This is a genomic window from Streptomyces sp. NPDC031100, assembly GCF_055570785.1.
Genome location: NZ_JBVIGN010000005.1, coordinates 116,843 through 134,264, shown reverse-complemented (window position 1 = coordinate 134,264; position 17,422 = coordinate 116,843). Strand labels below are relative to the sequence as shown.

17 protein-coding genes and 1 pseudogene are annotated in these 17,422 nt (G+C 72.0%); 15 read left to right on the top strand and 3 right to left on the bottom strand.

Annotated features, from left to right (window positions below):
* The first annotated feature begins 13 nt into the window (after positions 1-13).
* From ACZ5DS_RS16385 to metK, 7 genes are all read left to right on the top strand, one after another.
* Entirely contained in the window at positions 14-1,120 is a 1,107-nt protein-coding gene (locus ACZ5DS_RS16385) for a quinone-dependent dihydroorotate dehydrogenase (RefSeq protein ID WP_468238519.1), read from the top strand.
* Positions 1,117-1,962, top strand: coding sequence for an orotidine-5'-phosphate decarboxylase (gene pyrF / locus ACZ5DS_RS16380; protein ID WP_468238516.1), 846 nt, complete (start codon positions 1,117-1,119; stop codon positions 1,960-1,962). Before ACZ5DS_RS16385 ends, pyrF begins: the two co-directional genes overlap by 4 nt.
* A 299-nt stretch (positions 1,963-2,261) precedes the next feature.
* Positions 2,262-2,585, top strand: coding sequence for an integration host factor (locus ACZ5DS_RS16375; protein WP_003977346.1), 324 nt, complete (start codon positions 2,262-2,264; stop codon positions 2,583-2,585).
* Positions 2,586-2,645: 60 nt separating this feature from the next.
* Complete coding sequence (gmk, locus tag ACZ5DS_RS16370; protein ID WP_468238514.1) at positions 2,646-3,203, top strand: guanylate kinase; 558 nt, start codon at positions 2,646-2,648, stop codon at positions 3,201-3,203.
* A 38-nt stretch (positions 3,204-3,241) separates the two neighbouring features.
* Positions 3,242-3,514 carry a DNA-directed RNA polymerase subunit omega gene (gene rpoZ / locus ACZ5DS_RS16365; protein WP_003982715.1) on the top strand — a complete coding sequence of 91 codons (273 nt, stop codon included), beginning with the start codon at positions 3,242-3,244 and terminating at the stop codon, positions 3,512-3,514.
* A gap of 98 nt (positions 3,515-3,612) precedes the next feature.
* A complete protein-coding gene (gene coaBC, locus ACZ5DS_RS16360) occupies positions 3,613-4,815 on the top strand; it encodes a bifunctional phosphopantothenoylcysteine decarboxylase/phosphopantothenate--cysteine ligase CoaBC (protein WP_468238510.1) in 1,203 nt (400 codons plus the stop codon).
* A 261-nt stretch (positions 4,816-5,076) separates the two neighbouring features.
* Positions 5,077-6,300, top strand: coding sequence for a methionine adenosyltransferase (gene metK, locus ACZ5DS_RS16355; RefSeq protein WP_468238508.1), 1,224 nt, complete (start codon positions 5,077-5,079; stop codon positions 6,298-6,300).
* 64 nt (positions 6,301-6,364) lie between these two features.
* Here the strand turns inward: metK and ACZ5DS_RS16350 are convergent, their stop codons facing one another.
* Both ACZ5DS_RS16350 and ACZ5DS_RS16345 read right to left on the bottom strand, forming a co-directional pair.
* Positions 6,365-6,619 (bottom strand): S1 RNA-binding domain-containing protein, encoded by a 255-nt coding sequence (locus ACZ5DS_RS16350; protein WP_468239296.1) that lies wholly within the window; start codon positions 6,617-6,619, stop codon positions 6,365-6,367.
* A pseudogene (locus ACZ5DS_RS16345) lies at positions 6,614-6,823 on the bottom strand (S1 RNA-binding domain-containing protein); the annotation flags it as partial. The gene ACZ5DS_RS16350 and the pseudogene ACZ5DS_RS16345, both read right to left, overlap by 6 nt.
* A gap of 345 nt (positions 6,824-7,168) precedes the next feature.
* Here ACZ5DS_RS16345 and ACZ5DS_RS16340 point away from each other — a divergent pair.
* Positions 7,169-9,316 carry a primosomal protein N' gene (locus ACZ5DS_RS16340; RefSeq protein ID WP_468238505.1) on the top strand — a complete coding sequence of 716 codons (2,148 nt, stop codon included), beginning with the start codon at positions 7,169-7,171 and terminating at the stop codon, positions 9,314-9,316.
* A 96-nt stretch (positions 9,317-9,412) separates the two neighbouring features.
* Here the strand turns inward: ACZ5DS_RS16340 and ACZ5DS_RS16335 are convergent, their stop codons facing one another.
* The gene (locus ACZ5DS_RS16335; RefSeq protein ID WP_468238503.1) at positions 9,413-9,955 is read right to left on the bottom strand and encodes a hypothetical protein; all 543 of its coding nucleotides are present in this window, start codon (positions 9,953-9,955) and stop codon (positions 9,413-9,415) included.
* Positions 9,956-10,302: 347 nt separating this feature from the next.
* On the opposite strand from ACZ5DS_RS16335, the gene fmt reads away from it, so the two are divergent.
* The 7 genes from fmt (at position 10,303) to ACZ5DS_RS16300 (ending at position 17,179) form a co-directional block, all read left to right on the top strand.
* Positions 10,303-11,235, top strand: a complete 933-nt coding sequence (gene fmt / locus ACZ5DS_RS16330; RefSeq protein WP_468238501.1) for a methionyl-tRNA formyltransferase — start codon at positions 10,303-10,305, stop codon at positions 11,233-11,235.
* 104 nt (positions 11,236-11,339) lie between these two features.
* Positions 11,340-12,767: an RsmB/NOP family class I SAM-dependent RNA methyltransferase gene (locus ACZ5DS_RS16325; RefSeq protein WP_468238499.1), complete on the top strand. Its 1,428-nt coding sequence runs from the start codon at positions 11,340-11,342 to the stop codon at positions 12,765-12,767.
* Positions 12,768-12,899: 132 nt separating this feature from the next.
* Positions 12,900-13,586 (top strand): ribulose-phosphate 3-epimerase, encoded by a 687-nt coding sequence (gene rpe / locus ACZ5DS_RS16320; protein WP_468238496.1) that lies wholly within the window; start codon positions 12,900-12,902, stop codon positions 13,584-13,586.
* A gap of 90 nt (positions 13,587-13,676) precedes the next feature.
* Positions 13,677-14,720 carry a sugar-binding transcriptional regulator gene (locus ACZ5DS_RS16315; protein ID WP_468238494.1) on the top strand — a complete coding sequence of 348 codons (1,044 nt, stop codon included), beginning with the start codon at positions 13,677-13,679 and terminating at the stop codon, positions 14,718-14,720.
* A gap of 82 nt (positions 14,721-14,802) precedes the next feature.
* A complete protein-coding gene (locus ACZ5DS_RS16310) occupies positions 14,803-15,276 on the top strand; it encodes a guanyl-specific ribonuclease (protein ID WP_468238492.1) in 474 nt (157 codons plus the stop codon).
* Positions 15,273-15,602 (top strand): barstar family protein, encoded by a 330-nt coding sequence (locus tag ACZ5DS_RS16305; RefSeq protein ID WP_468238489.1) that lies wholly within the window; start codon positions 15,273-15,275, stop codon positions 15,600-15,602. Before ACZ5DS_RS16310 ends, ACZ5DS_RS16305 begins: the two co-directional genes overlap by 4 nt.
* A 134-nt stretch (positions 15,603-15,736) precedes the next feature.
* Entirely contained in the window at positions 15,737-17,179 is a 1,443-nt protein-coding gene (locus ACZ5DS_RS16300; protein WP_468238487.1) for a GuaB1 family IMP dehydrogenase-related protein, read from the top strand.
* Positions 17,180-17,422: the final 243 nt, after the last annotated feature.

Below are 17,422 nucleotides of genomic sequence, written 5' to 3'. Positions count from 1 at the left end.
TCGTGAGGACACCATGTACAAGATCTTTTTCAACCTCGTCTTCAAGCGGATGGACCCGGAGCAGGCCCACTACCTCGCCTTCCGCTGGATCCGCCTGGCGGTCCGCATCCCCGTACTGCGCACGTTCGTCGCGGCCGCACTCGCGCCCCGCTACAAGGAGCTGCGCACCGAGGCCTTCGGGCTGCGCATGCACGGCCCCTTCGGGCTGGCCGCGGGCTTCGACAAGAACGCCGTGGCCATCGACGGCATGTCGATGCTGGGCTTCGACCACGTCGAGATCGGCACGGTCACCGGCGAGGCCCAGCCCGGCAACCCCAAGAAGCGGCTGTTCCGGCTCGTCGCCGACCGGGCGCTGATCAACCGCATGGGCTTCAACAACGACGGCTCGCTCGCCGTCGCGGCCCGCCTGGCCACGCGCGAGCCCGTCTTCAAGACGGTCGTCGGCGTCAACATCGGCAAGACCAAGGTCGTCCCGGAGGCGGAGGCCGTCGGCGACTACGTGAAGTCGGCCGAGCGCCTGGCGCCGTACGCCGACTACCTGGTCGTGAACGTCTCCTCGCCGAACACGCCGGGCCTGCGCAACCTGCAGGCCACCGAGGCGCTGCGCCCGCTGCTCACCGCCGTCCGCGAGGCCGCGGACCGTACGGTCGCGGGCCGGCGCGTCCCGCTGCTGGTGAAGATCGCCCCGGACCTCGCCGACGAGGACATCGACGCGGTCGCCGACCTGGCCGTGGAGCTGGGCCTGGACGGCATCATCGCCACCAACACCACCATCGCGCGCGACGGCCTCGGTCTGACATCCGAACCCTCGCTGGTGATGGAGACCGGCGGGCTCTCCGGCGCGCCCCTGAAGGCACGCTCCCTGGAGGTCCTGCGCCGGCTGTACGCGCGCGTGGGCGACCGGATCACCCTGGTCGGCGTCGGCGGCATCGAGACCGCCGAGGACGCCTGGCAGCGCATCCTGGCCGGTGCCACGCTGGTCCAGGGGTACAGCGCCTTCATCTACGAGGGCCCCTTCTGGTCCCGCGCGATCCACAAGGGCCTCGCCGCGCGCCTGCGCACCAGCCCGTACACCACCCTCGCCGACGCGGTCGGCGCCGACGTGAGGAAGACGGCATGACTGCACTGGAACCCTTCGGCGCCCGTCTGCGCCGTGCCATGGACGAGCGCGGCCCGCTGTGCGTCGGCATCGACCCGCACGCCTCCCTGCTCGCCGAGTGGGGCCTGAACGACGACGTGGCCGGTCTGGAGCGGTTCAGTCGCACGGTCGTCGAGGCGGTGGCCGACCGGGTCGCCGTCATGAAGCCGCAGAGCGCCTTCTTCGAGCGGTTCGGCTCGTGCGGCATCGCGGTCCTGGAGAAGGCGGTCCAGGAGGCGCGCGCGGCAGGCACCCTGGTCGTGATGGACGCCAAGCGCGGCGACATCGGCTCGACCATGGCCGGGTACGCGGAGGCCTTCCTGCACAAGGACGCCCCCCTGTTCTCCGACGCTCTGACCGTCTCGCCCTACCTGGGCTACGGCTCGCTCAGCCCGGCCGTCGCGCTGGCCCGGGAGAACGGTGCCGGGCTGTTCGTCCTGGCCCTGACCTCGAACCCGGAGGGACCGGAGGTCCAGCACGCGGTCCGCGCCGACGGGCGCACCGTGGGCGCGACCATGCTGGCCCACCTGGCAGCCGAGAACGCGGGCGAGGAGCCGCTCGGCTCCTTCGGGGCGGTCGTCGGCGCCACGGTGGGCGACCTGTCGTCGTACGACCTCGGCATCAACGGTCCGCTCCTCGCGCCAGGTGTCGGTGCGCAGGGGGCGACGCCGGCCGACCTTCCCAAGGTCTTCGGCTCCGCGGTGCGCAACGTCGTTCCGAACGTCAGCCGGGGTGTGCTGCGGCACGGTCCCGAGGTCGGGGCGCTGCGCTCGGCCACGGAACGCTTCGCCGAGGAGATCCGGGCCGCCGTGAACGGTGCCTGAGAACTCCGGCGGGCGTTCCGGTGGACGGCACCGGGGCGACTTGAGTGTGAATACATCCTCAAATCCAGGGCAGTATGTCTGAAATGTCCGGCCTGACGGCGGCTGACCAGTACTTTTCCGCTGTTCTCGCTGACTCTGGCGGACTTGCCCGCTAGTCTCCGAGCAGTGGGGGCACCTCCCACGCCGTTAAGGCAGTGGGGGAGAACGGGCAGCGTGTTGCTCGTAGCTCCCCAGGTGTGGGGCGACTAGGTTCCTCACCGGTCCGTATCCGACAGTTCGACATCCGAGGTGACGTAGGCGTGGCTCTTCCGCCCCTTACCCCTGAACAGCGCGCAGCCGCGCTCGAAAAGGCCGCCGCGGCTCGCCGGGAGCGGGCCGAGGTCAAGAATCGACTCAAGCACTCCGGCGCCTCCCTGCACGAGGTCATCAAGCAGGGCCAGGAAAACGACGTCATCGGCAAGATGAAGGTCTCCGCCCTGCTCGAGTCCCTGCCGGGCGTGGGCAAGGTCCGCGCCAAGCAGATCATGGAGCGTCTGGGCATCTCCGAGAGCCGCCGCGTGCGCGGTCTCGGTTCCAACCAGATCGCGTCCCTGGAGCGTGAGTTCGGCAGCACCGGCTCCTGAGTCCGGCGCCTGCCGGACCGGGCGTCCCGGGCACCCCGGGATTGCTGGAATAATCGCTGCATGAGTGAACGTCCGCGGCTGACCGTGCTCTCCGGCCCTTCCGGGGTCGGCAAGAGCACGGTCGTCGCCCATATGCGCAAGGAACACCCCGAGGTCTGGCTCTCGGTGTCGGCGACCACCCGCAAGCCGCGACCCGGCGAGCGGCACGGAGTCCACTACTTCTTCGTCACCGACGAGGAGATGGACAAGCTGATCGCCAACGGTGAGCTGCTGGAGTGGGCCGAGTTCGCCGGCAACCGTTACGGCACGCCCCGCGCGGCCGTGCTGGAGCGGCTGGAGAACGGCGAGCCCGTGCTGCTGGAGATCGACCTCCAGGGCGCCCGACAGGTCCGCGAGTCGATGTCCGACGCGCAGCTGGTGTTCCTCGCTCCTCCCTCCTGGGAGGAGCTGGTGCGCAGACTCACCGGCCGGGGGACCGAGCCGCCCGAGGTCATCGAGCGCCGCCTGGAGGCGGCCAGGACCGAGCTGGCGGCCGAGCCGGAGTTCGACGTGACCTTGGTCAACACCTCCGTCAAGGACGTGGCCAGCGAGCTGCTAGCCTTGATGGACGTTGTGTGATCGTGACTGATCTTTTCCCCTCTTTCGGAAGGTAGAGCGTGTCCTCTTCCATTACCGCGCCCGAGGGCATCATCAACCCGCCGATCGACGAGTTGCTTGAGGCCACCGACTCGAAGTACAGCCTCGTGATCTACGCCGCCAAGCGAGCCCGCCAGATCAACGCGTACTACTCGCAGCTCGGCGAGGGTCTCCTTGAGTACGTCGGTCCGCTCGTCGACACCCACGTCCACGAGAAGCCGCTCTCGATCGCCCTGCGCGAGATCAACGCGGGTCTGCTGACGTCCGAGGCCGTCGAGGGCCCGGCGCAGTAGTACTTTCGGATCGCAGTTGCTTTATCCACAGGCCCGGCAGCGCTCTGCCGGGCCTGTGGTGTGTGATGGTCTCGTACGTTCCGAGCCGGGGAGAGACGGTGGACAAGCCCAAAGTCGTTCTGGGGGTCAGTGGCGGGATCGCCGCGTACAAGGCGTGTGAGCTGCTGAGAAGGTTCACGGAGTCGGGTCATGACGTGCGTGTGGTGCCCACCTCCTCCGCGCTGCAGTTCGTCGGCGCCGCCACCTGGTCCGCCCTGTCCGGAAACCCGGTCTCCACCGAGGTCTGGGACGACGTCCACGAGGTCCCGCACGTCCGTATCGGCCAGCAGGCCGACCTGGTCGTGGTGGCCCCCGCGACCGCCGACACGCTCGCCAAGGCCGCCCACGGCCTCGCCGACGACCTGCTGACCAACACGCTCCTGACCGCCCGCTGTCCGGTCGTCTTCGCCCCCGCGATGCACACCGAGATGTGGGAGCACCCCGCCACCCAGGAGAACGTGGCCACGCTGCGCCGCCGCGGCGCCGTCGTCATCGAGCCCGCCGTGGGCCGCCTCACCGGTGTCGACACCGGCAAGGGCCGACTGCCCGACCCCGCGGAGCTCTTCGAGGTCTGCCGCCGGGTGCTGGCCCGGGGCGTCACCGAGCCCGACCTCGAGGGCCGCCATGTCGTCGTCTCGGCCGGCGGCACGCGCGAGCCCCTCGACCCGGTCCGCTTCCTCGGCAACCGCTCCTCCGGCAAGCAGGGCTACGCCCTCGCCCGCACGGCCGCGGCCCGCGGCGCCCGGGTCACCCTGATCGCGGCCAACACCGGCCTGCCCGACCCGGCCGGCGTCGACGTCGTCCCGGTGGGCACCGCCGTCCAGTTGCGCGAGGCGGTCCTGAAGGCGGCCGCGGACGCCGACGCCGTGGTGATGGCCGCCGCCGTCGCCGACTTCCGCCCCGCGAGCTACGCCTCCGGGAAGATCAAGAAGAAGGACGGCCAGGAGCCCGACCCGATCGTCCTGGTGCGGAATCCGGACATCCTCGCGGAGATCTCCGCCGACCGCCCCCGCCCCGGACAGGTCGTCGTCGGCTTCGCCGCCGAGACCGACGACGTCCTCGCCAACGGCCGCACCAAGCTCGCCCGCAAGGGCTGCGACCTCCTCGTCGTCAACGAGGTGGGGGAGCGCAAGACCTTCGGTTCGGAGGAGAACGAGGCCTTGGTGCTGGGTGCCGACGGCAGCGAGACGCCCGTACCGCACGGCCCCAAGGAGGCGCTCGCGGACATCGTCTGGGACCTGGTGGCCGCCCGCCTGGGCTGACCGGGTTACCGCCGTCCGGGCGAAGCGTTTCGGCCGTTTGACGGGTTTTTCCAACACGGCGATGTAGCGTGGTGCCCCCTGGCCAAGGTCACCGGCATTGTGCAGAATGCCCGTGCTGCAGGTCACAGCCCTCCCGAGAGGCGAGACACGTGGGCCGGCGGCATGGTGCGACCCGTAAACTGTTCTCGGACGACGCCAGGCGCAGCCCTGTGCCCGTCCGCAAATGATCAGCCAGCAGCCGCTGCAACCCCAGGGAGCGTTGTGTCCCGTCGCTTGTTCACCTCGGAGTCCGTGACCGAGGGTCACCCCGACAAGATCGCTGACCAGATCAGCGACACCATTCTCGACGCGCTTCTGCGCGAGGACCCGACCTCCCGGGTCGCCGTCGAAACCCTGATCACCACCGGTCTGGTGCACGTGGCCGGCGAGGTCACGACCAAGGCGTACGCGGACATCGCGACCCTGGTCCGCAGCAAGATCCTTGAGATCGGCTACGACTCCTCGAAGAAGGGGTTCGACGGCGCTTCCTGCGGTGTGTCGGTGTCGATCGGCGCGCAGTCCCCGGACATCGCGCAGGGCGTGGACACGGCCTACGAGTCGCGGGTTGAGGGTGCCGCCGCAGGTGGAGAATTCGACGAGCTGGACCGGCAGGGTGCGGGCGACCAGGGCCTGATGTTCGGTTACGCGTCCGACGAGACGCCGACCCTGATGCCGCTGCCGATCTTCCTGGCGCACCGCCTGTCCAAGCGGCTGTCCGAGGTCCGCAAGAACGGCACGATCCCCTACCTGCGCCCGGACGGCAAGACGCAGGTCACCATCGAGTACGACGGCGACAAGGCCGTCCGCCTCGACACCGTGGTCGTCTCCTCCCAGCACGCCAGTGACATCGACCTGGAGTCGCTGCTGGCGCCCGACATCCGCGAGTTCGTCGTCGAGCCGGAGCTGAAGGCGCTGCTGGACGACGGCATCAAGCTGGACACCGAGGGCTACCGGCTGCTGGTCAACCCCACCGGCCGCTTCGAGATCGGCGGCCCGATGGGCGACGCCGGCCTGACCGGCCGCAAGATCATCATCGACACCTACGGCGGCATGGCCCGCCACGGCGGCGGCGCCTTCTCCGGCAAGGACCCCTCCAAGGTGGACCGTTCGGCCGCGTACGCGATGCGCTGGGTCGCCAAGAACGTCGTGGCGGCGGGCCTGGCCTCGCGCTGCGAGGTCCAGGTCGCCTACGCCATCGGCAAGGCCGAGCCGGTCGGTCTGTTCGTGGAGACCTTCGGCACCCACAAGATCGAGACCGAGAAGATCGAGAAGGCGATCGACGAGGTCTTCGACCTCCGCCCGGCCGCCATCATCCGCGACCTCGACCTGCTCCGCCCGATCTACGCCCAGACCGCCGCCTACGGCCACTTCGGCCGCGAGCTCCCCGACTTCACCTGGGAGCGCACCGACCGCGTGGACGCCCTGCGCAAGGCCGCTGGGCTGTAAGCCCGCACGGCTCTCTCGCCGAGGCCCGGTTCCCTTCGGGGGCCGGGCCTCGGCGCGTGACCGGTCACCGGGCGGGCGCCAGCCGGATCCGGCGCCGCACGCGGTCGATCTCCACGATCGTGACCGCCAGCTCCTGCCCCTCGCGGACGACCTTTCCGTCCAGGTCCGAGACATGGACCAGACCCTCTGCCGCCTCCCCGACCCGGACGAACACGCCGAAGGGGACCACCCTGGTCACCGGCCCTGCCACCACACCTCCCGCGCCCGGAGTGAGCCTGTCCCAGGGGTCCTCCTGGAGGGCCTTGAGCGAGAGGACCACCTCCCCCTGGTAGGTGTCGATGATCACAACCTCGCCGGTGACCCGCTGCCCCGGCCGGACCACGTCGTCCGGGTGGCCGATGTGCGCCCAGGTCAGATCGGGGACGCGGATGAAACCCGTCCCCGGATACGCGGGGTGCGGGGGCTCCCCGTCCAGCCGTACGAAAACCCCGAAGTTGTGCACGGCGGCCACCGTCGCTGTGACGACGTCGCCGCGGCGCGTGGTGCGCTGCCCGGCGGATCATGCCGGAGACGCGGGGCCTGGCACGCCCATCTGCCGCGTTGTCGTCAGTTGCCGACTCCCCCACGCTCGGCTGCGCTCGCGCGGGGGGACCCCCATCGCGTCGCCGCCCTCCTCCGCCTTGCAGCTGGACGCACCAGGCCCCGCTCACCTGCGCTGATCAGGCGCCGCTACTTTCCTCCGACCTGATCCGCCCCACAGGCCCTAGGCCTGAACGCATGCGCGCCGGAACGGAAGGGGCCGGGCCCGCTGCCGGTCCGGATCTCGGGCGGGCGTCGGTTGTCGGTGGCGTTTGGTAAGAATGCAAGCGTGAGCAGCGAGAACGGGTCGGGGGGCGGCGGGGCCGAAGGGGCGCCGCCGGAGCAGCTCGCGTTCATTCGGGAGAGTGTGCGGGGCGCCAAGGTGCCGCGGGCCAAGCCGCGGACCTGGCGGGGGGCCGCGCTGGCCAAGGAGCTGCCTGTCGCGCGGGTGCTCGTGGACAAGGGCGTGCTGCATCTCGACCGGTACTTCGACTATGCCGTGCCGGAGGAACTGGACGCCGAGGCGCAGCCCGGGGTCAGGGTGCGGGTGCGGTTCGGGGCCGGACGGCACCGGGTGCGGGAGGGGCGCCGCGAGGGCGGTGGGCTGATCGACGGGTTCCTGATCGAGCGGCGGGCCGAGTCCGACTACTCCGGACCGCTGGCGGCCCTCGCCCAGGTCGTGTCGCCCGAGCCCGTACTGAGTGAGGAGCTGCTGGGGCTCGCACGGGCTGTCGCCGACCGGTATGCGGGGAGCCTCGCCGACGTGCTGCAGCTGGCCGTGCCGCCACGCAGCGCGCGGGCCGAGCGGCGGCCGTCGCCCGCGCCCCTGCCTCCGCCGGCCGCGCCCGACGGCGGATCGTGGGCGCGGTACGAGCACGGCGGCGCCTTCCTGGAGTCGCTGGCCTCCGGAGGAGCGCCCAGGGCCGTGTGGAACGCCCTGCCCGGGCAGGGGTGGAGCGAGGAGCTGGCCCGGGCCGTCGCCGCGACGCTCGCCTCGGGACGCGGCGCGCTGGTCGTCGTACCGGACGGGCGGGCCGCCGCGCGGGTCGACGCCGCGCTGACCGCGCTGCTCGGCGAGGGCCGGCACGCGCTGCTCACCGCCGACGCCGGGCCCGAGAAGCGGTACGCGCAGTGGCTCGCGGTACGGCGCGGGTCCGTGCGGGCCGTGGTCGGCACGCGCGCCGCCATGTTCGCTCCCGTCCAGGATCTGGGGCTCGTCGCCATCTGGGACGACGGGGACGACAGTCACAGCGAGCAGCACGCCCCTCAGCCGCACGCGCGCGATGTGCTGCTGCTGCGGGCCGCACTGGACAAGTGCGCCTTTCTGCTGGGGAGTTGGAGCTGCACCGTCGAAGCCGCCCAGCTCGTGGAGAGCGGCTGGGCGCGGCCCCTGGTCGCCGGGCGGGAGCAGACGCGGCAGGCCGCGCCGCTGGTGCGGACGGTGGGTGACGAGGACCTCGCCCGCGACGAGGCCGCCCGGGCCGCCCGGCTGCCCACCCTCGCCTGGCAGGTGGTCCGCGAGGGGCTGCGGCACGGACCCGTGCTGGTCCAGGTGCCCCGGCGTGGGTACGTGCCGCGCATGGCGTGCGCCCAGTGTCGGGCCCCCGCCCGGTGCCGGCACTGTTCCGGGCCGCTCCAGGCGCAGGCCGCAGGGGCGCTGAAGTGTGACTGGTGCGGGCGCGAGGAGGATGCCTGGCACTGCCCCGAGTGCGGGGGCTTCCGGTTGCGGGCCCAGGTGGTCGGGGCGCGCCGGACCGCCGAGGAGCTGGGGCGCGCCTTTCCTGCCGTACCTGTGCGGACGTCGGGGCGTGAGCAGGTGCTGGACACCGTGCCGGGCACGCCCGCGCTGGTCGTGAGCACTCCGGGAGCCGAACCGGTCGCCGAGGGCGGCTATGCGGCGGCCCTGCTGCTGGACGGCTGGGCCATGCTCGGGCGGCCCGACCTGCGGGCCGGTGAGGACGCGCTGCGCCGCTGGATCGCGGCCGGGGCGCTCGTACGGCCGCAGGGGGAGCGGGGGACCGTGGTCGTCGTCGCGGAGCCGACCCTGCGGCCCGTGCAGGCGCTGGTGCGGTGGGACCCCGTGGGGCACGCGGTGCGGGAGCTGGCCGAGCGGGCCGAGCTCGGGTTCCCGCCGGTGTCCCGGATGGCGGCCGTGTCGGGTCCGGCCGAGGCCGTCGCCGATTACCTGGGTGCCGTCGAACTGCCGTCGGACGCCGAGGTGTTGGGGCCGGTGCCGGTGTCGCCCACCCTGCCCGGACGACCGCGCAGACCCGGGGCGCCGCCGCCCGGCGAGCACTGGGTGCGGGCGCTGGTGCGGGTGCCGCCGGGAAGCGGGGCCGCGCTCGCCGCCGCGCTGAAGACGGCTCAGGCCGCGCGGATGGCCCGGGGGAGCGGGGAAGCGGTGCGGGTTCGGATCGATCCGCCGGACATCGGGTGAGGGGGCCCCGCGAGGGGCGCGCGTGGTGATCGTGGCCCGGCATGCGGCAGCCCTCCCGGGAGGTGTCCGGGAGGGCAGGGGGCGAGGCGGTTCGGGTCAGCCGTTGCGCGGGCCGGGGAAGGCCGTCGGCCGGGCGTCGTCGCGGAGCGTCGGGCTGCCCGCGGTCGGCTGCGTCGGCATGGAGCGGGCCGCGGGCACCGTCGGCATCGTGGGCAGACCGGCGGTCACGTTGAGCGTGCGGGTGCCGGACGGCTCCGTCGCCCGCTCGCTCTCGGCGGCCGCCTGGGTCGTGGCGCGGCGGGCGCCGTAACGGCGGTGCACCGCCTGCTTGGTGACCCCGAGTGCCGAGCCCACCGCGTCCCAGGAGAAGCCGAGTGAGCGGTCGAAGTCCACGGCGGCTGTGACCAGGGTTTCGACACTGTCCCGGAGTTCCTGGGCCAGGCGGACCGTGGGGGCGGGGGCGCGTCCGTAGACGACGAAGCCCGTGGAAGGGCCGGAGCGGCGCGGGCGGTAGACGTTGCCCAACTGGGCGGTGAGCGTGCGCAGTGCGTCCACCTGCCGGCGGACCCGCTCGATGTCCCGCACCAGCAAGTGCAGGCTGGCCCGGGCCTGGGCGTCGTGGGTTGCGTGGTCGGCCATGAACAAGCCTCTCGAACCGGCGTTGAAAGGAATTGGGCCGCGAAAGCGGCCCGGTGTGGTCAACTCTTTCTTGACCAACGCGTCTGCGCTCCGCTGGTCACGGGGTGGGGGCGTACGGGCATATGCGTACGCCTGTCTCCCACCCGCGCACCACCCGTTTCCAGTTGGCAGAGAGACTGGGCGACCTGTGGGGGTGATCGCCGTCGGCGGCTTTCCGTCCGTGGTCGCCATGTCGTCGTCGTAGGCGTCGTGGACGTCGTCCGCGGTCGCCACGCCTTCGTCGTGAGCCTCGGCCTAGACTGGTGTGCTGCCCGTTCAACCCCCGCCCGAGAGGCCCCAACCCACCCATGAAGCTTGTCTTCGCCGGTACCCCCGAGGTTGCCGTTCCCGCTCTGGACGCTCTCATCGCCTCCGGGCGGCACGAGGTGGCCGCCGTCGTCACGCGGCCCGACGCGCCGGCCGGGCGGGGGCGCAGGCTGGTCGCGTCGCCCGTGGCCGAACGGGCGGAGGAGGCCGGGATCGAGGTGCTGAAGCCGGTCAGGCCGCGGGATCCCGAGTTCCTGGAGCGGCTGACGGAGATCGCCCCGGACTGCTGCCCTGTCGTCGCCTACGGCGCCCTGCTGCCCAGGGCGGCCCTGGACATCCCCGCGCACGGCTGGGTCAACCTGCACTTCTCGCTGCTGCCCACCTGGCGCGGGGCCGCGCCCGTGCAGCACTCCATCATGGCCGGCGACGAGATCACCGGGGCCTCCACCTTCCTCATCGAGGAGGGGCTCGACTCCGGGCCGGTGTACGGGACGGTCACGGAGGAGATCCGGCCCACCGACACCAGCGGGGACCTGCTCACCCGGCTCGCCTTCGCGGGTGCCGGGCTGCTCGCCGCGACCATGGACGGCATCGAGGACGGCACCCTGAAGGCCGTACCGCAGCCGGCGGAGGGCATCACCCTCGCGCCGAAGATCACCGTCGAGGACGCCCGGGTGGACTGGGCAGCGCCCGCGCTGCGCGTCGACCGGGTGGTGCGCGGCTGCACGCCTGCGCCCGGCGCGTGGACCACCTTCCGCGGGGAGCGGCTGAAGCTGATCCAGGTCACGCCGGTGTCCGAGCGGACCGACCTCGCTCCGGGGCAGCTGGCGATCGGCAAGAACAGCGTGCACGTGGGCACCGGGTCGTACGCCGTCGAACTGCTCTGGGTGCAGGCGCAGGGCAAGAAGCCGATGCGGGCCGCGGACTGGGCGCGCGGGGTGCGCATCGCCGAGGGGGAGCGGCTCGGGGGCTGAGGCCCTCAAGGGCTCGAGGCGGAGGGCCCGGGAGGCGGGGGTGACGGTGTCCGGACGTACGCTGGGAGTCGCACCCCCTTCTTCACATCCGGAGCACCTTTTTCGTGAGCGAGCAGTCCCGGCGGCCGCGCAAGCCCGCCAAGCCCTACCGCCGTCCCCAGAAGGACCCCGTCCGCATCCTCGCCTTCGAGGCGCTGCGAGCCGTGGACGAGCGGGACGCGTACGCCAACCTCGTGCTGCCGCCGCTGCTGCGCAAGGCGCGGGAGAAGGAGGGACCCGAAAAATTCGACGCGCGGGACGCCGCCCTGGCCACCGAGCTGGTGTACGGGACGCTGCGCCGCCAGGGGACGTACGACGCAGTGATCGCCGCATGCGTCGATCGGCCGTTGCGGGAAGTCGACCCGCCGGTGCTCGACGTGCTGAGCCTGGGCGTCCACCAGCTGCTCGGGACACGGATTCCCACGCACGCGGCCGTCTCCGCCTCCGTGGAGCTGGCGCGGGTCGTGCTCGGGGACGGGCGGGCCAAGTTCGTCAACGCCGTGCTCAGGAAGGTGGCTCAGGACGATCTCGACGGGTGGCTGGCGAAGGTCGCCCCGTCGTACGACGAGGATCCCGAGGACCATCTCGCCGTCGTGCACTCGCACCCCCGCTGGGTCGTCTCCGCGCTGTGGGACTCCCTCGGCGGCGGGCGAGCCGGGATCGAGGACCTGCTGGAGGCCGACAACGAGCGGCCCGAGGTGACGCTCGTGGCGCGGCCCGGGCGGGCCACCACCGAGGAGCTGCTGCGGGAGGACGCCGCCGTGCCGGGGCGCTGGTCGCCGTACGCCGTGCGGCTCGCCGAGGGCGGTGAGCCCGGTGCCGTCGAGGCCGTGCGCGAGGGGCGGGCCGGCGTGCAGGACGAGGGCAGCCAGCTGGTCGCGCTCGCGCTGGCGAACGCCCCGATCGACGGTCCCGACGAGAAGTGGCTCGACGGGTGCGCAGGGCCGGGCGGCAAGGCCGCGCTGCTGGGCGCCCTCACCGCCGAGCGCGGGGCCGCGCTGCTCGCCTCCGAGAAGCAGCCGCACCGGGCCGGTCTGGTGGCCAGGGCCCTGCACGGCAACCCGGGGCCGTACCAGGTCATCGCCGCCGACGGGACCCGGCCGCCCTGGCGGCCCGGCAGCTTCGACCGTGTGCTGATGGACGTGCCGTGCACCGGGCTGGGCGCCCTGCGCCGGCGCCCCGAGGCGCGCTGGCGGCGCCGCCCCGAGGACCTCGACAACTTCGCGCCGCTCCAGCGCGCCCTGCTGCGCACCGCGCTGGAGTCGGTGCGCGTGGGCGGGGTCGTCGCCTACGCCACCTGTTCGCCGCACCTCGCCGAGACCCGGGCGGTCGTCTCCGACGTGCTCAAGCAGCACCCGGAGGCCGAGCTGTTCGACGCCCGGCCGCTGCTCCCCGGCGTCCCCGCGCTCGGCGAGGGGCCGGACGTGCAGCTGTGGCCGCATCTGCACGGCACGGACGCGATGTACCTGGCCCTCATCCGGCGGACCGGCTGACGGACGCGGGTCCTGTCCGGCTCCGCCCAGCGCTGTCCACAGGCGTCCACATACGGTCGTACAAGTATGATCAACGGTCTCGCCTGTGGACGGGCGCGAACATCCGTGCGTCGGACATGGCAGTCTTGGGTCATGGCCGTGCAGATCAACCCCAGCATCCTGTCCGCCGACTTCGCCCGCCTCGCGGACGAGGCGAAGGCGGTCGAGGGAGCCGACTGGCTCCACGTCGACGTCATGGACAACCATTTCGTCCCCAACCTCACGCTCGGCGTGCCGGTCGTGGAGTCCCTGGCCCGCGCGACGGACACCCCGCTGGACTGCCATCTGATGATCGAGAACCCCGATCGCTGGGCACCCCAGTACGTCGAGGCGGGGGCCTCGTCGGTCACCTTCCATGTGGAGGCGGCGGCCGCGCCCGTGCGACTCGCCCGGGAGATCCGCGCCAAGGGCGCCCGCGCCTCCATGGCGCTCAAGCCCGCCACGCCGATCGAGCCGTACGAGGACCTGCTCCCGGAACTCGACATGTTGCTGATCATGACGGTCGAGCCGGGTTTCGGCGGCCAGGCCTTCCTCGACATCATGCTGCCGAAGATCCGCCGCACCAGAGAGCTGATCAGCAAGCACGGTCTCCAGCTGTGGCTGCAGGTCGACGGCGGTGTGTCGGCATCCACGATCGAGCGGTGCGCGGAGGCGGGAGCGGACGTCTTCGTCGCCGGTTCGGCCGTGTACGGGGCCGAGGACCCCGCTGAGGCGGTGCGAGCGCTGCGCGCCCAGGCGGAGTCCACGACGGCCAAGGCCTCCTGGGCATGCGACCACTGAGCCACGGCTACGTGAACGCTTGAGGGGTCGGCGCCCATCAGGGCGGATCAGTCACGCCGAATCTGCAAGGATGAACGGCGAATCCAGAGTGTGAACAGCAGTGAGGAGATCGCCGTGTCGGGTATGTCGGCGGGCCGGTCAGCCATGCGGATGGGACCCGCTGAGCTGGTGCAGGCGGCGGCCATGGCCCGCCGCTTCTACCTCGAGGGGAAGTCCAAGATCCAGATCGCCGAGGAGTTCGGCGTCAGCCGCTTCAAGGTGGCCCGGGTTCTGGAGACCGCCCTCGAACGGGATCTCGTACGCATCGAGATCCGCGTGCCGGCCGAGCTGGACGCAGAGCGCTCCGACGCGCTCCGCGCCCGCTACGGCCTGAGGCACGCCGTCGTGGTCGAGTCCCCGGCCGAGGCAGAGGAGACCCCCGACCCCGAGAACCTCGGCGAGGTCGCCGCCGACCTGCTCGGCGAACTCGTCAACGAGGGGGACGTGCTGGGGCTCGCCTGGGGCCGGTCCACCATCCACATGGCGGCGGCGCTCGACCGGCTGCCGCCGTGCACGGTGGTGCAGCTGACGGGCGTGTACGACGCCGGGACCGCCGAGCGCGGCTCCGTGGAGGCGGTACGCCGTGCCGCCCAGGTGTCGGGCGGTGACGCGCACCCCATCTACGCGCCGATGCTGCTGCCGGACGCGGCCACCGCGGCGGCGCTGCGCCACCAGACGGGCATCGCCCGGGCCTTCGAGTACTTCGACAAGGTCACGGTCGCCTGTGTGTCCATCGGCTCCTGGGAGCCGGGCATCTCGACGGTGCACGACATGCTCAGCGACGAGGAGCGTGCGCACTACGCCTCGCTCGGTGTCGCCGCCGAGATGTCGGCGCACCTCTTCGATGCCGAGGGACGCCGGGTCGGACGGGACCTGGGGGAGCGGTGCATCACGGTCAAGGCCGACCAGCTGCGCCGTATCCCGGAGGTCGTGGCGATCGCCGGCGGGCAGCGCAAGGCGGCCGCGATCGACGCGGTGCTGCGCTCCGGGCTGGTCACCAGCCTGGTGACCGACACCTCGGCGGCCGACTACCTGATGACGGCGGGGCCGACGCCCAAGCCCGCGCTCAGCCGTGCGGACCCGGACGGGGCCTGACCGGGTCCGACCGTGTCCGACGGGGGCCTGACGGCGGGTCGTGACCACGACGTGCCGGGACGGCCGTGGCAGCATCGGCGGCATGCTGCTGCGGTCCGTCCCCACGCCGTTCCTGCGGCGCGTTCCGCGCGCGCTCGCGGGGCCGGCGGCCTGTCTCGGCGTAGTCCTCGCCGTCCTCCTTGCCGTCCTGCTGACGGGGTGCTCGTCGAGTTCGAGTCCGGGTCCGCATGCACGTGGATCGGCGGCGGCCACGGCGTCCACCCCGGCCTGGGCCCACGGCATGGCCACCGTGCAGCTGTCCCGGCTCCCGGTCGAGGCCCGGCAGACCCTCGCCCTCATCGACAAGGGCGGACCCTTCCCGTACGCGCGGGACGGGATCGTCTTCGGGAACTTCGAGGGGCTGCTGCCCAAGCACGAGCGCGGCTACTACCACGAGTACACGGTGAAGACCCCCAGTGCGAGCGACCGCGGTGCGCGGCGGATCATCACCGGACAGGGCGGGGAGATCTACTACACCGATGATCACTACAAGTCGTTCCGGGCGGTGCTGAGATGAGCGAAGACCTGGCGGGCCGGCTCGTGGTCTCCCTCGACCTCGAGGGTGTCACGGACAAGGCGGGCCTGATGGACCGTACGGCCCGGGCACTGGCGCTGCCCGACTGGTTCGGCCGCAACTGGGACGCCCTCGTGGACTCCCTCTCCGACCACACGGTCTGGCCCGAGGACGCCGTCGAGCAGGGGCTGCTGGTCGTCGTACGGGGCTGGCGGCCGTACGCCGAGGCGAATCCCGAGGAGTGGCGCACCGCGCAGGACGTGTTCGCCGAGGCGGTGGACCGTACCCCCGCCCTCGCCGTCGTCCTGGAGCTTGGAGGATCCTCCTAGACCCGCTCCCACCAGCCTGGATGTTCTGTGGGGGCATGGCGGGGGCCCGGGCATGGGACAATGAAGTACGTGCTCTTTTCCCCCTGGCGCACCCGTCGGGGGGGTCACCTCTGATCGACTGGGATGTGCAGCACGTGCGTTTCCTCAATGACATCCAGCCCGCGTACGACCTGACGTACGACGACGTGTTCATGGTGCCGAGCCGCTCCGCGGTGGGCTCGCGTCAGGGCGTGGACCTCAGCTCGCCGGACGGCACGGGCACCACCATCCCGCTCGTCGTCGCCAACATGACCGCCATCGCCGGCCGCCGCATGGCCGAGACGATGGCCCGCCGCGGCGGGCTCGTGGTCATCCCGCAGGACATCCCGATCGACGTGGTCACCGATGTCGTCTCCTGGGTGAAGAGCCGCCACCTGGTGCTGGACACCCCGATTGTGCTGGCCCCGCACCAGACCGTCGCCGACGCCCTGGCCCTGCTGCCCAAGCGGGCGCACAACGCCGGTGTGGTCGTCGACGAGGACCAGCGGCCCGTCGGTGTCGTCACCGACCGGGACCTGACCGGCGTGGACCGCTTCACCCAGCTCGAAGTGGTCATGTCCAAGGACCTGCTGCTCCTCGACGCGGACATCGACCCGCGCGAGGCCTTCAACACCCTCGACCACCACAACCGCCGCTACGCCCCGGCCGTGGACAAGGACGGCAAGCTCGCCGGCATCCTGACCCGCAAGGGCGCCCTGCGGGCGACGCTGTACACCCCGGCGGTGGACGCGAACGGCAAGCTGCGCATCGCCGCCGCCGTCGGCATCAACGGCGATGTGGCGGGCAAGGCCAAGCAGCTGCTCGACGCGGGCGTGGACACGCTCGTCATCGACACCGCGCACGGCCACCAGGAGTCGATGATCAGCGCCGTCAAGGTGGTGCGCGCCCTCGACCCGCAGGTGCCGATCGTCGCGGGCAACATCGTCTCCGCCGAGGGCGTCAAGGACCTCATCGACGCCGGTGCGGACATCATCAAGGTCGGTGTCGGCCCCGGCGCCATGTGCACCACCCGCATGATGACCGGCGTGGGCCGGCCGCAGTTCTCCGCGGTCCTGGAGTGCGCCGCCGAGGCGAAGAAGTACGGCAAGCACGTGTGGGCCGACGGCGGTGTCCGCCACCCGCGCGACGTGGCCATGGCCCTCGCGGCCGGTGCGTCCAACGTGATGGTCGGCTCGTGGTTCGCGGGTACGTACGAGTCGCCGGGCGACCTCCAGCACGACGCCGACGGGCGCGCCTACAAGGAGTCCTTCGGCATGGCGTCCGCGCGTGCGGTGGCCAACCGTACGTCGGAGGAGTCGGCGTACGACAGGGCCCGCAAGGCGCTGTTCGAGGAGGGCATCTCCACCTCCCGGATGTTCCTCGACCCGGCCCGCCCGGGCGTCGAGGACCTGATCGACTCGATCATCGCGGGCGTCCGCTCCTCCTGCACCTACGCCGGCGCCGGCTCCCTGGAGGAGTTCGCCGAGAAGGCCATCGTCGGCATCCAGAGCGCGGCCGGCTACGCCGAGGGCAAGCCGCTGCACGCCAGCTGGAGCTGAGCCGGGTCCCTTCCGTACGGCCCCCGTCGATCCCGATTCCCGGGACCGGCGGGGGCCGTCGGCGTTCCCGGGCGGCCGTACCGGAGAAAGGGTGAAAAGAGGGATCTGCGAGGCCGCCGTGCAACAGTCCGCAGCCCGCGCGCAACGATTTGTCATACCGGCCCGATGAACGCAATGATCATCCGGGGACGCGCAAGGTTGCTGCATTACGCCCGTGAAGGCCCGCCTCATAGGGTGCTGCGC